We start from the raw sequence: 13,033 nt of genomic DNA, 5'->3' as shown, positions 1-13,033 counted from the left end.
CAGCGCCGATGGTAGTTGGGGGTTTCCCCCTGTGAGAGTAGGACGCCGCCAAGCCATTTGAAAGGTCAGCCATCGTGCTGGCCTTTTTTCGTGTGTAAAAAAACCATATTAGGTAATATCATCAGGCGGGCTAAATCTTCCGGATTTAAGCCACTGGAACACTAAAAAAGGCATTTTGGCTTGACTTACTATAAGGAACTGGACGATAGAAGGGTAATCGTCATTCGGCATGGTTTTCAGGAGTTCTGCCCACCATTCTGTTTCATAACGGGCTATTATGCTAAGATTATAAGAAATTAAATAATGAATCAGAAGTTCGGGTAATGAAAAGACTGCTGAATTTTTATTAAGTGAAAGCATAAAAAGATCTTTCTCCGTATTGTATCGTACAGGAGAAGGGGCATTATATTTGAAAGCTTTATCTGTTTTTATCAGTAGCTTGCCATTCGATTCTTTCAAATCGTATACCTCATCTGTTTTTACCTTCAGAAACTCTAAGAAACGGGAGGAGGCCATCTGATAGCTATCAAGTATAGAAGATGGTAGCTCCATACCATCGTCGGTAGGAATGAGGGAGACGAAGTTCTTTTTTGAATGAGTCCATGGAAGTGTTTGCATTTCAGGAATTTCCGCTAGCAAAGATTCCATGGAAAACTTTTCTCCTTCCAAGTGTTTGATATGGAAAAGGTTTTCGGCAATCGAGGTGAAAAGTCCATTCTTTTGTGTTTTTACTTCATCCTTTAAAAAGTCATATTGTTGTTTTTTTCTTTTCCTTGTGGTGACCCCATGAGCGAGTAAAGAGGTGGACTCCGGATAGTTAGGATTAACGGTAAGCAAACAGGCTTTTAATAAAAGGGAAAACCCATAAAAGGACAATATTGGTTGTAGGCTAAGTGGCGCTATAGCAGATTGTGTATAGTATAATTTCGCATGCTCAATATGGTATATAAATGGATAACAGTTTTCATAACTTTTTTTTTCCGCATCTTCAATCTTTTCATATGTATAACATTTTTGTAAAAAAAGTTGGGAAGATGAAGCAGAAAAAAAAGGCGTATATTTATCGAAATAATCATTGTTTTCAGGCATCGTGGGTTCTCCTTTGAATTAATGGAATAGTCAAACATTTCATTCTTATCTTGACAGTAGTATAACCAATTGATAACCTACAAATAATATTTTTAAGTAGGAGGGGAAAAAAATGTGGGAAAATAAATTTGCAAAAGAAGGTTTAACTTTTGATGATGTCCTATTAATTCCGGCGAAATCAGAGGTTTTACCGAAAGATGTTAATCTTCAAGTCAATCTAGCAGAAAATTTAAGGCTCAACCTTCCTATCATCAGTGCAGGGATGGACACCGTAACAGAAGCTGAAATGGCAATTGCCATGGCCCGTCAAGGTGGGTTAGGCATCATCCATAAAAACATGTCAATCGAATCTCAAGCTGAACTAGTGGATAAAGTAAAACGTTCAGAGAGTGGTGTAATTACGGATCCATTTTTCTTAACACCAGATCACCAAGTGTTTGATGCCGAACATTTAATGGGTAAATATCGGATTTCAGGTGTACCTGTTGTTAACAATGAAGAGGAACAAAAACTTGTTGGGATCATTACAAACCGTGATTTGCGATTTATTTCCGATTTCTCCTTGAAAATTTCCAGTGTTATGACAGTAGAGAATCTAGTGACAGCTCCAGTAGGGACGAACTTGGAACAAGCTGAAAAGATTCTTCAAAAATATAAAATTGAAAAGCTACCCCTAGTAAATGAGCAAGGTGTATTAAAAGGTCTCATTACCATTAAGGACATTGAAAAAGTCATCGAGTTTCCGAATTCAGCCAAGGACATGCAAGGTAGATTACTTGCAGGGGCGGCTGTTGGCGTAACTAAAGATACGATGAAACGCGTGGAGATGCTTGTTAAGTCGCAAGTGGATGCCATTGTACTAGATACCGCACATGGTCATTCTACTGGGGTGCTTTCCATGGTGAAAGAAATTCGTGAAACCCATCCTACCCTGACAATCATCGCTGGTAATGTGGCCACCGCTGAAGGAACGAAAGCTTTAATTGAAGCAGGTGCCGATGTTGTTAAAGTAGGAATAGGACCTGGTTCGATCTGTACGACTAGGGTAGTGGCTGGTGTAGGCGTTCCGCAAATAACGGCTGTTTTTGATTGTGCCACTGAAGCGAGAAAACATGGTAAAACCATTATCGCGGATGGTGGAATCAAATACTCTGGCGATATCGTGAAGGCGCTGGCTGCAGGTGGACACGCCGTCATGCTTGGTAGCATGTTAGCCGGAACAACAGAGAGCCCAGGTGAAACGGAGATATTCCAAGGGCGTCGTTTTAAAGTGTATCGGGGAATGGGTTCTGTTGCGGCGATGGAAAAGGGTTCTAAGGACCGTTATTTCCAAGAAGATAATAAGAAATTCGTCCCTGAAGGAATCGAAGGAAGACTCCCTTACAAAGGACCACTATCAGAAACCATCTATCAATTAATCGGTGGGATTCGTTCCGGAATGGGATATTGCGGAACTGCTACATTAGAAGAGTTGAGAGAAAACTCTCAGTTTGTTAAGATGACGGGTGCCGGACTAAGAGAAAGCCATCCGCATGATGTGCAAATTACGAAAGAAGCACCCAATTATTCCATGTAATAAAATTAACATATGATTGTCAAAAAAATTTATTGTAAAAATAGACAGGGTCTTCGATTACTCTGTCTATTTTTTTTATTTTTTCTGTGATAAACTAGACAAAGTGTCTAGGGGGATTACATAGAATTTATTGCATTCTATAGAGATAAGCTTAATAGTTGGAGGTATTGGAAATTGAAAAAAATCAGCAAGATTACTCTCATTTTCACTTTTGTCTTTGTTCTTGTTATGTCGCAATTTGCCTATCAACCACAGAAAGCACAAGCTGAAACTGATTTAGGCTTAAAGGCAGAGGCAGCGATCATCATTGATGGTGTAACAGGGCAAATCGTGTATGAAAAAAATGCCGATAAAGTTTTAGGAATTGCTTCTATGTCAAAGATGATGACCGAGTATATCATCATGGAAGCAATTGAAGATGGGAAAATCACTTGGGATCAAAAGGTTAAGATAAATAAGTATGTTCACAATCTCTCAAAGGCACCGAACTTGTCGAATGTTGGCTTAACTGAAGGCGAAGATTATACGGTTAAGGAACTATACCAAGCAATGGCTGTCTATTCAGGAAACGCTGCGACGGTAGCACTGGCACAGCTGATTTCTGGTAGTGAAAAAGATTTTGTGAAATTGATGAATGAAAAAGCTGGACAATTAGGATTGAAAGATTATAAATTCGTTAACGCAAGTGGTTTAAATAATACAGATCTTTTAGGGGAGTACCCTACAGGCAAAGCTGATGAAGAAAATGTCATGACAGCAAAGGATACGGCTCTTCTCGCTTATCGCCTAATCAATGATTATCCGGAAGTACTGGACTATGCCAGCATTCCCAAACTGAAGTTCCGAGATGGGAAAGAATATGCTAACTTCAACTGGATGTTACCTGGCCTGATTTTTGAATACCCAGGCGTAGATGGTCTTAAGACGGGTTCCACAGATTTTGCTGGGTATGCTCATACAGGAACAGTCATCCGTGATGGACAACGTTATATTACAGTAGTAATGAAATCTACTACTAAAAATGAACGTTTCGCTGATAGCACTAAGTTGATGAATCATGCGTATAGCACATTCAAAAAAGAACAGGTCCTTCCTTCTAGTTACCAAGTGAAGGGGAATGAAACCCTATCAGTCTTGAAAGGTAAGGAAGACAGCGTTAAAATCCAATCAAAAAAAGCGATTGAAATGCTAGTCAAAAATGGCGAAAAAGATAACTATTCTACTAAAGTAGTAATTGATAAAAGTAAATTGAATAAAGATGGTAAGTTGACCGCCCCGATAAAGAAAGGGGAAAAGCTTGGTTACATCACAGTCACTCCTAAGCAGGGAAAAGATTATGGTTTTATTACTAGCGACGCGGCAAAAGTTGATTTAGTCGCTGCTGAATCGGTTGAGAAAGCTAACTGGTTTGTATTATCAATGCGGGCGATAGGCGGATTCTTCGGTGATGTATGGAGCAGCGTCTCATCTACGGTTAAAGGCTGGTTTTGATTTTCGTGTATAAAATGGTTGCTTAATGTGTAAAATTATAGTACATTATGGAAAACAATTTGATTTCGAGAAAACCTTGACAGGAAAAAGTAATAAGTCCTTCTTTCTTAAGAGAGCCGGTGGCTGGTGAAAATCGGTGTGAGAGTCTTATGAATCCCTCCTGGAGTAAAGTATGGAACACCTTTAGTAGGTTAGTAATTACTTTCGGCTAAAAGCCGTTATCGTGATAAGTGGAAGGTGTTTTTCATATACCTTCAACTAGGGTGGCAACGCGGGTTAACTCTCGTCCCTTCTTCAGGGGACGGGAGTTTTTTGCGTTCTCGAATAAAACAACATCAGTAAATAAGGAGGAAGTACAATGTTGGATTTGAAATATGTAAGAAATAACTTTGAGGAGTTAAAGAGTGTACTGAAATTTAGAGGGGAAGATTTAACTGACCTTGGAAAATTCGAGGAACTGGATGTTAAACGCCGGTCTTTAATCGCCGATACTGAAAAATTAAAAAGTAAACGAAATGAAGTATCTCAGCAGGTAGCTGTTTTAAAACGCGAGAAAAAAGACGCAGACCAACTGATTACAGAAATGCGTGAGGTTGGCGACCAAATAAAGGGGTATGATGAAGAGCTACGAGAAGTAGAAGCTCAGTTAGAGAGGCTGCTTCTTTCTATACCAAACATTCCCCATGAAAGCGTCCCGGTCGGAGAGACGGAGGATGATAATGTGGAGATTCGCAAATGGGGGGAATTGCCTGAGTTCTCATTTGAACCTAAACCCCATTGGGATGTGGCAGGTGATCTAGGAATCCTGGATTTCGAAAGGGCTGCTAAAGTGACAGGAAGCCGTTTTGTCTTTTATAGAGGCCTAGGCGCTCGTTTGGAACGTGCTTTAATTAGCTTCATGCTGGATCTCCATGTTGAAGAACATGGGTACGAAGAGATGCTTCCTCCTTATATGGTGAATCGTGCAAGTATGACAGGTACAGGACAGTTGCCAAAGTTCGAGGAAGATGCGTTCAGAATCGAGAGCGAGGACTATTTCTTGATTCCTACGGCGGAAGTACCTGTGACCAACTTCCATCGCGATGAAATCCTAGGTGCGGATGACCTACCGATTAGCTATGCAGCCTATAGTGCATCTTTCCGCTCAGAAGCAGGTTCTGCAGGACGGGACACGCGTGGATTAATTCGGCAACATCAATTTAATAAAGTGGAATTGGTAAAATTCGTGAAACCAGAAGATTCATACGCAGAGCTAGAGAAGCTTACAGGGCATGCCGAAAAAGTCCTTCAGTTGCTAGGGTTACCTTATCGAGTTCTAAGTATGTGTACAGGTGATCTTGGATTTACCGCTGCAAAAAAATATGACCTTGAAGTTTGGATTCCAAGCTACGGAACGTATCGGGAAATTTCATCATGCAGTAACTTTGAAGCTTTCCAAGCAAGACGAGCCAATATTCGTTTCCGTCGTGAGGCGAAAGGGAAACCGGAACATGTCCACACATTAAATGGATCAGGTCTTGCTATTGGCCGGACCGTTGCTGCTCTTTTAGAAAATTATCAACAGGAAGATGGCACGGTGATCATTCCGGAAGTTTTACGTCCATATATGCGTGGTGCGGAAATCATTAAACCGAAGTAATATTCGTGAAATCTATAGAGGACCAGACGTCTAAAATGGATAATCTGGTCCTCTAATAATTATTTTAAAAAAATGTTACATGTGCGCTTGACTTCTATAATGAATCAGTGTAATATAATAAATGTTGATACGGAGGTATACCCAAGTTCGGCTGAAGGGATCGGTCTTGAAAACCGACAGGGGAGTCAAATCCCGCGGGGGTTCGAATCCCTCTACCTCCTCCATAACTTATTAATAACCACAGCGCATAAATTGGATATCGTTGTCCCGTTACAGAAATGTAACGGGATTTTTGTATTTTGCTATAACAAAAAAACCATTGGCTACCCAATGGTTTTTTCTTATTTGTTACGCAGTAAACGGGTTTGTTCCATATATTCACCGATCCGTTTTATAAGAGGTTCGATGCTCGTCTCTTCATGCATAAGATCATAATCATTAATGTTTAAACGGAGGACCGGGCACGCGTTGAACTGATCGATCCACTCTTCATAACGAGTATGCATCTCTTGCCAATACTCAATCGGTGTATGTTGCTCCATAGGACGTCCCCGTACTTGAATTCGATTGAGAATATCATCGATTGAGCCTTCAAGGTAGATGACTAAATCAGGGTGAGGGAAGTATGGTGTTAGGACCATGGCATTGAATAAGCTTGTATATGTTTCGTAGTCCACTTCGTTCATTGTTCCTTTTTCATAATGCATTTTTGCAAAGATGCCTGTATCTTCATATATGGAACGGTCCTGTATAAAACCGCCGCCATACTCGAAGATTTTTTTCTGTTCTTTAAACCGTTCAGCAAGGAAATAGATTTGCAGGTGAAAACTCCAACGATCAAAATCATCATAGAATTTATCTAGATAAGGGTTGGCATCCACCTTTTCAAAAGATGTCCTAAATTGTAGGGCATCCGCTAAGGCGTTCGTCATAGTCGACTTACCTACACCAACCGTACCGGCTATCGTAATGACAGCATTGTTTGGGATATTATACTTTTTTCGCAAGTTCATGTGATAGTACTCCTTTTTGCAGGGAATTCTCTATTTGGTTTATCATCATGTTTAAATCGTCTTTGTTTCCGACAAAGTCCAAATCATCCCCATTGAATGTGAGAACAGGTATGTCTGGGTGCTGTTCTTCGAATGTTTCCATGAAAACTTGATAATCCGAGGATAACTGTTGGAGATAGCTGGGACTAATATTTCTTTCGAATTCTCGTCCCCTTTTACTGATTCGAGTTAAAAGTGTATCCAAACTAGCATTCAAATAAATCACCATATTTGGCTTGGGCATATCCCGAGTCAAAATATTAAATATTTCAATGTATTTATTGTACTGTTCGTTTTTTAAGGTTCGTTCCGCAAAAATTAAATTCTTGAATATATGATAATCAGCCACCACGGCTTGTTCATTGGTGAGGAACTTCGTTTCAATATCTTCTAATTGCTTATAACGGTTACATAGAAAAAACATCTCTGTTTGAAAGCTCCACTCATCGATATTATCGTAAAATTTCCCGAGAAATGGATTTTCATCAACGATTTCCTTCAATAAAGAAATGTTAAAATGATCGGAGATTGCTTTGGCAAGTGATGTTTTTCCCACACCAATTGGTCCTTCGACAGTGATAAATGGGGTGGTTTTCATCCATTCTGTCCTCCTTCAATGAGGTATCGGACTGAAATGTTTGTTAGGTTTTTCAGCCAAAAGATATTGTATCACAACTCGACGGATTCTGTGATATTTTGTTGGTTCCAATTTGGAGCGATTGGCTTGTGAGTGGAATGGGAAAACAAAGGATTAAAAATCCAATGAACTTTTCTTGGTGGAAGCTTTGAGGACATGGCTCATCATCGTCAATGCATATTGATTATCGTCCTTAGAAGCAGAAGCGATGCAATCTTCTGGAACCCATAATTCGTATTCCCTCATATAGGCATCATTGGCTGTGAAAAGTACACAGATGTTTCCGGCAATGCCTGTGAGAATCAAACGCTTTACTTGAAGTTGATGGAGTAAAGTGTTCAAGGCGGTTCCATAAAAGGCGGAGTGTTTCGGCTTGATTAGAAAAAACTCGTCTTGCTCTGGTTTAATTCTATCTATTAGTTCATCATTTTTCCCGTTTTTACAGGTCTCGATAATTTTATCGTAATCGGCCTGCCATAAGTTATAGTGATCGTTAATATAAATGATAGGATAGCCATTTTTCTTCATGTATTTTTTTAATTCGGTAATGGGTTCCATGATCGATCTGGTATGTTCAAGGAGCAGGTCACCATAACTGAAATTAAAGTCATTGATCATGTCGATTATGAGTAAGGCAAAGGAAGGGGAAGTAGGTCGGTTCATATGTATCGTATCCTCCTTAAGTATGCAAAATTACTTGCGACAGGTAGCTGCTTGCGGTACTATTCATTAGAATAAGTAGTTGACCTTTATTTTGTCTTATATTTGTCTGTTTACTCCTACTTAGCAAAAGGGGGTTTTTTCATGAGAGATGATGCATATTATATGAATGTGGCATTGGGGGAAGCCGAAAAGGCACGAATGCTGAATGAAGTGCCAATCGGGGCCGTGATTGTGATAAATGATGAAATAATTGCTAGAGGGTATAATTTGCGGGAAACGGAGCAGAATGCCACTGCTCATGCAGAACTGCTTGCGATTAATGAGGCATGTGGGAAACGTGGGAGTTGGAGGCTTGAAGAGGCCACCCTTTACGTCACCCTAGAACCCTGTCCGATGTGTGCAGGCGCGATTCTCCAGTCGAGGGTGAAACGGGTCGTGTTTGGTGCCCATGATCCCAAGGCAGGCTGTGCCGGGACCTTTATGGACTTACTCCAAGATCAGCGCTTTAACCATCAATGCGAGGTTACGAGCGGTGTGCTAGAGGAAGAGTGTGGAGGGATTTTAACAGCTTTCTTTAAAGAGCTGAGGAGTCGAAAGAAAGCACTGAAACGAGCAAACGCCCTTAATGGTAGTAGTGAAACGAGAAATTGAAGCCTTTATACTAAAATCGAGCTTTATCAATTCCTAAAGATGGAGTTCATTCTAGTTCCATGAACAACACTTGCGTTTTTTTTATTACCTTAGTATAATAAGATATGCGTCGTAGTGACGCTATGAATATTGGTATCAAATTTGCCGTGCTAGACGGGGAGGTAGCGGTGCCCTGTACTCGCAATCCGCTCTAGCGAGGTTGAATTCCTTCTCGAGGTTAGCATTCTGTAGGGTCTGCCTTAAGTAAGTGGTGTTGACGCCCGGGTCCTGCGCAATGGGTCTCCATGAACCATGTCAGGTCCGGAAGGAAGCAGCATTAAGTGGAAGTTCTCATGTGCCGCAGGGTTGCCTGGGCTGAGCTAACTGCTTAAGTAACGCTTATGGTTGCTAATCGACAGAAGGTGCACGGCAGTTATTTTACATAATCAAAAAACTCATTCGTTAAGGGTGAGTTTTTTTGCGCGTTAAGAAGGTAAAATCATTCAATCTCAGCATTTTTCTTTAATGGTTTTTGAAATGAAGGAGAGTGCGGTATAATAAAAATGATGGAGAAAATAAGGAGGGATTTCCGTGGGGTATCAGGCATTATACCGGGTGTGGCGGCCACAACAATTCATTGATGTTGTTGGACAGGGACATGTAACGAAAACGTTGCAAAATGCTCTAGTCGGGCAAAAGGTTTCTCATGCCTATTTATTCTCGGGACCGCGTGGGACAGGGAAGACGAGTGCAGCTAAAATACTTGCAAAAGCAGTGAACTGCGAGCTTGCGCCTACAAGTGAACCCTGTAACGAATGTGCTACTTGCCGCGGGATCACTGATGGCTCCATATCAGATGTTATTGAAATAGATGCAGCATCCAATAATGGCGTCGAAGAAATCCGGGACATTCGAGATAAAGTAAAATATGCACCGAATGCGGTTACATATAAAGTTTATATTATTGATGAGGTACACATGCTTTCACAAGGGGCTTTCAATGCGTTACTAAAAACATTGGAAGAACCACCGAAGCACGTTATTTTTATTTTAGCGACGACGGAACCTCATAAAATTCCGTTAACGATCATTTCACGCTGTCAGCGATTCGATTTTAAAAGAATTCAGCCGCAGGACATTGTCGGGCGAATGTCGCAAATTATTGATGAGAGTGAAATCTCATGTGATGAGCAGGCACTCCATATCATAGCCAGAGCGGCTGAAGGCGGGATGCGGGATGCATTAAGTTTACTTGATCAGGCTATATCGTTCAGTTCTGAGACAGTATCGGTAGAAGATGCTTTAACGGTAACGGGTTCTGTGTCCCAGTCATTCTTAAGTAGGTTGGCAAAAGCGATTTATGATAAGGAAGTTGCAGTGGCTCTCGAAGTCCTTGATGAATTATTGGCTATGGGGAAAGATCCTGCCCGTTTCATAGAAGATATGATTTACTATTTCCGTGATATGCTCCTGTTTCAGGCAGCGCCAGCACTTGCCGAATCATTTGAACGGGTATTGATTGATCCGCAATTCAAGGAGTTGGCAGAAGTGATTCCTTCTAAATCGATCTATTCGATTATTGAAAGCTTCAACCAAACCCAACAAGATATGAAATGGACGAACCATCCACGAATATTCCTTGAAGTGTCCTTAGTGAAATTATGTAATGAGCAAAAGCCTAATGACATGGACAATGAGAAGGTCCAACAATTGCTTCAAAAGATAGAAGCGTTGGAGAAGCAAATGCGTGATCTGCAGCAAAATGGGATTTCCGCTGCCGTTTCAGAAAAACCGGCAGAACAGGCGAAGGCTCAACGGTCGATAAAAAAATCGTATAAAGCACCGACGGGGAAAATCAACCAAGTCCTAAAACAAGCGACAAAACCAGATTTACAAGTCGTGAAGAGTAAATGGGGAGAAGTGCTTGAACAGTTAGGACACCAGAATCAAAAGTCGCTCGCGGCTCTATTGACGGAAGCGGAACCTGTTGCTGCGTCCACAGAGGCTTTTGTGGTAAAATTCAAATATGATATCCATTGTCAGATGGCAATGGAAAATAACCGTTTCGTAGAAGTGATCGCCTCAATCATGCAGCAATTAACTGGCCATCATATGGAGATAGCCGGAGTTCCGGAGAGTCAGTGGCAGAGATTGCGGGAGGATTTCATTTCGACACAGCAGTTTGAAAGTCCAGAAGAAACGGAATCAAAAGAAGAAGACCCTTTTATAGCTGAGGCTAGAAAGTTAGTCGGGGATGACTTGCTTGAAATTAAAGAATAATTGGAGGTAGGAAAAATGGGAATGCGTGGCGGTAATATGCAAAATATGATGAAACAAATGCAAAAAATGCAAAAGAAAATGGCGGAAGCACAGGAAGAGCTAGGTGAAAAGAAGATTGAAGGCACGGCTGGTGGCGGAATGGTAACGGTTGTCGTAACAGGGCATAAAGAGATTGTAGATGTCATTATCAAGCCGGAAGTTGTTGATCCGGACGATATCGATATGTTACAAGATTTAGTGTTGGCTGCTACGAATGATGCTTTGAAAAAAGCAGAAGACCTGACAAGCCAGACGATGGGACAATTCACCAAGGGAATGAACCTTCCAGGCATGTTTTAAGCAAGTTTAAAAGAAACTTCCTTTCAGGGGGTTTCTTTTGAAATTTTAGGAGGAATTTGATGCATTATCCAGAACCGATTTCCAAGCTTATCGACAGCTTTATGAAGTTGCCGGGGATAGGGCCGAAAACAGCGGCTCGATTAGCCTTTCATGTGCTGAGCATGAAGGAAGACACTGTTTTGGATTTTGCAAAGGCGTTAGTGAATGCTAAGCGGAATCTAATGTATTGTTCGGTGTGTGGTCACATAACGGACCAGGATCCTTGTTATATTTGTGAGGATCAAAAAAGAGATAGAGATTTGATTTGTGTCGTACAAGATCCCAAAGATGTGATAGCCATGGAAAAGATGAGGGAATTCAATGGTCTATATCATGTATTGCACGGTAGTATTTCCCCAATGGATGGTATTGGTCCGGAAGATATAAATATCCCTGATTTATTAAAGCGCCTGCAAGATGAAACGGTCCAGGAGGTCATATTAGCCACGAATCCTAATATTGAAGGGGAAGCGACTGCCATGTATATTTCCCGCTTGCTTAAACCATCAGGAATTAAGGTGACACGGATTGCACACGGTCTTCCAGTTGGAGGGGACTTGGAGTATGCAGATGAAGTGACGCTATCAAAAGCAATAGAAGGAAGAAGAGAAATATAAGATAGCTTGGAGGACTTCACGTGTTCTTTCGTAAAAAAAAGCGGCTTCGAAATGAATATAATGAGGCGTTGATTGTGGAACTTGAACAGTTAAAAAAGAATTGGCATAACCAAAAGTCCTTGCTTGAAAAAAGTGTAGACCCATCTGTTGAAGTGATAGCACAAACGAGGCTAGCAGAAGTTAAATATTTCTATTTATTTAGAGAAGTGAAAAGAAGAAATGTTCGTATACAAAGATGATAAGCCGTGGTTATAAGGGATCTCCTTATAACCATTTTTTTATGGGGCAGGTTCTTTATCCTTTTCATGCTACATATAAGTGTAATACAAGCTTGCGGGGAGGTATGAGTTTGGAACCTGTTGTCTTTGTAGCCGTAATTGGAGGTTTGATTCTAACACTTTTGATCATAGGGGCCCCTTTGAAACCGATTCGACTTTTGGGACAAGGCATCATAAAAATCATCATAGGAGCTGCTTTTTTATTTTTTCTTAACATGATAGGCAACCAAGCAGGAATTCATGTGCCAATCAATTTAGTGACCTCAGCAGTTGCTGGATTACTTGGAATACCTGGTGTTGCCGCATTAGCGGCCATCGGGTATTGGATTGTATAGGGGAATAAAGGGAATGTAGATGCTGTAGAAGCTTCTAGGGAAATGCCTTGAAGCTTCTATCTATTTACTGGAAGTAATAGTGGAGTGATTATGTTTCTATAAAATAATGAAAAACTATTGACGGATATAAAACAACCTGATAATATATTAGGAGTCGCAACAACGACAACAAATAAATAAACATTCAATAAAAAACATTGAAAGTAAATGTTGACAAGATGTTGAATGTCTGGTAAGATAATAAAGTCGCTTACGAGATAAGCGCTTGAAGTTAATTGCTCTTTGAAAACTGAACAAAACAAAGCGCCAACGTAAATTTTGAGTGAGCACACACTATTAAAAAAGCAAAATGAGCAAGTCAAACATTT

13 protein-coding genes, 1 tRNA gene, 1 other RNA gene and 1 other annotated feature are annotated in these 13,033 nt (G+C 40.6%); of the genes, 11 read left to right on the top strand and 4 right to left on the bottom strand.

The features are described 5' to 3' along the window. Nucleotides 1-108: 108 nt before the first annotated feature. Entirely contained in the window at nt 109-1,089 is a 981-nt protein-coding gene (locus ACIQXN_RS21165; protein ID WP_402971441.1) for a YaaC family protein, read from the bottom strand. A 112-nt stretch (nt 1,090-1,201) separates the two neighbouring features. Here ACIQXN_RS21165 and guaB point away from each other — a divergent pair, with 112 nt between their 5' ends. The 4 genes from guaB (at nt 1,202) to ACIQXN_RS21145 (ending at nt 6,019) form a co-directional block, all read left to right on the top strand. Continuing rightward, nucleotides 1,202-2,665 carry an IMP dehydrogenase gene (guaB, locus tag ACIQXN_RS21160; protein WP_402971438.1) on the top strand — a complete coding sequence of 488 codons (1,464 nt, stop codon included), beginning with the start codon at nt 1,202-1,204 and terminating at the stop codon, nt 2,663-2,665. Between the two features lie 174 nt (nt 2,666-2,839). Then, on the top strand, nt 2,840-4,156 hold the full coding sequence (locus ACIQXN_RS21155; protein ID WP_402971435.1) for a D-alanyl-D-alanine carboxypeptidase family protein: 1,317 nt from the start codon (nt 2,840-2,842) through the stop codon (nt 4,154-4,156). A gap of 67 nt (nt 4,157-4,223) precedes the next feature. Further along, nucleotides 4,224-4,450: a binding site (T-box leader), on the top strand. Between the two features lie 64 nt (nt 4,451-4,514). Further along, nucleotides 4,515-5,795, top strand: a complete 1,281-nt coding sequence (gene serS / locus ACIQXN_RS21150; protein ID WP_402971432.1) for a serine--tRNA ligase — start codon at nt 4,515-4,517, stop codon at nt 5,793-5,795. 131 nt (nt 5,796-5,926) lie between these two features. Then, nucleotides 5,927-6,019 (top strand) — tRNA-Ser (locus ACIQXN_RS21145). Between the two features lie 117 nt (nt 6,020-6,136). On the opposite strand, the gene ACIQXN_RS21140 is transcribed toward ACIQXN_RS21145, so the two are convergent. The 3 genes from ACIQXN_RS21140 to ACIQXN_RS21130 form a co-directional block, all read right to left on the bottom strand. Beyond that, the gene (locus ACIQXN_RS21140) at nt 6,137-6,808 is read right to left on the bottom strand and encodes a deoxynucleoside kinase (protein ID WP_402971430.1); all 672 of its coding nucleotides are present in this window, start codon (nt 6,806-6,808) and stop codon (nt 6,137-6,139) included. Further along, nucleotides 6,786-7,445, bottom strand: coding sequence for a deoxynucleoside kinase (locus ACIQXN_RS21135; RefSeq protein ID WP_402971427.1), 660 nt, complete (start codon nt 7,443-7,445; stop codon nt 6,786-6,788). Before ACIQXN_RS21135 ends, ACIQXN_RS21140 begins: the two co-directional genes overlap by 23 nt. A 153-nt stretch (nt 7,446-7,598) precedes the next feature. Beyond that, nucleotides 7,599-8,147, bottom strand: a complete 549-nt coding sequence (locus ACIQXN_RS21130; RefSeq protein ID WP_402971424.1) for a cysteine hydrolase family protein — start codon at nt 8,145-8,147, stop codon at nt 7,599-7,601. Nucleotides 8,148-8,288: 141 nt separating this feature from the next. Here ACIQXN_RS21130 and tadA point away from each other — a divergent pair, with 141 nt between their 5' ends. The 7 genes from tadA to ACIQXN_RS21095 all read left to right on the top strand — a co-directional run bounded on the left by tadA (nt 8,289) and on the right by ACIQXN_RS21095 (nt 12,665). Beyond that, nucleotides 8,289-8,798 carry a tRNA adenosine(34) deaminase TadA gene (gene tadA / locus ACIQXN_RS21125; RefSeq protein WP_402971421.1) on the top strand — a complete coding sequence of 170 codons (510 nt, stop codon included), beginning with the start codon at nt 8,289-8,291 and terminating at the stop codon, nt 8,796-8,798. Nucleotides 8,799-8,942: 144 nt separating this feature from the next. Then, nucleotides 8,943-9,207: signal recognition particle sRNA large type (ffs, locus tag ACIQXN_RS21120), an RNA gene on the top strand. A 161-nt stretch (nt 9,208-9,368) separates the two neighbouring features. Beyond that, nucleotides 9,369-11,057, top strand: coding sequence for a DNA polymerase III subunit gamma/tau (dnaX, locus tag ACIQXN_RS21115; protein ID WP_402971418.1), 1,689 nt, complete (start codon nt 9,369-9,371; stop codon nt 11,055-11,057). A gap of 21 nt (nt 11,058-11,078) precedes the next feature. Beyond that, nucleotides 11,079-11,396, top strand: coding sequence for a YbaB/EbfC family nucleoid-associated protein (locus ACIQXN_RS21110; protein WP_402971444.1), 318 nt, complete (start codon nt 11,079-11,081; stop codon nt 11,394-11,396). Between the two features lie 59 nt (nt 11,397-11,455). After that, nucleotides 11,456-12,052, top strand: coding sequence for a recombination mediator RecR (gene recR, locus ACIQXN_RS21105; protein ID WP_402971415.1), 597 nt, complete (start codon nt 11,456-11,458; stop codon nt 12,050-12,052). A gap of 20 nt (nt 12,053-12,072) precedes the next feature. Then, nucleotides 12,073-12,291, top strand: coding sequence for a YaaL family protein (locus tag ACIQXN_RS21100; protein WP_402971412.1), 219 nt, complete (start codon nt 12,073-12,075; stop codon nt 12,289-12,291). A gap of 110 nt (nt 12,292-12,401) precedes the next feature. Continuing rightward, complete coding sequence (locus tag ACIQXN_RS21095; RefSeq protein ID WP_402971409.1) at nt 12,402-12,665, top strand: pro-sigmaK processing inhibitor BofA family protein; 264 nt, start codon at nt 12,402-12,404, stop codon at nt 12,663-12,665. Nucleotides 12,666-13,033 lie beyond the last annotated feature (368 nt).

The organism is Peribacillus sp. NPDC097295 (assembly GCF_044761665.1).
Classification (GTDB): Bacteria; Bacillota; Bacilli; order Bacillales; family DSM-1321; genus Peribacillus.
The sequence above is the reverse complement of the archived record's forward strand: the minus strand, read 5'-3'. Positions and strand labels throughout refer to the sequence as shown.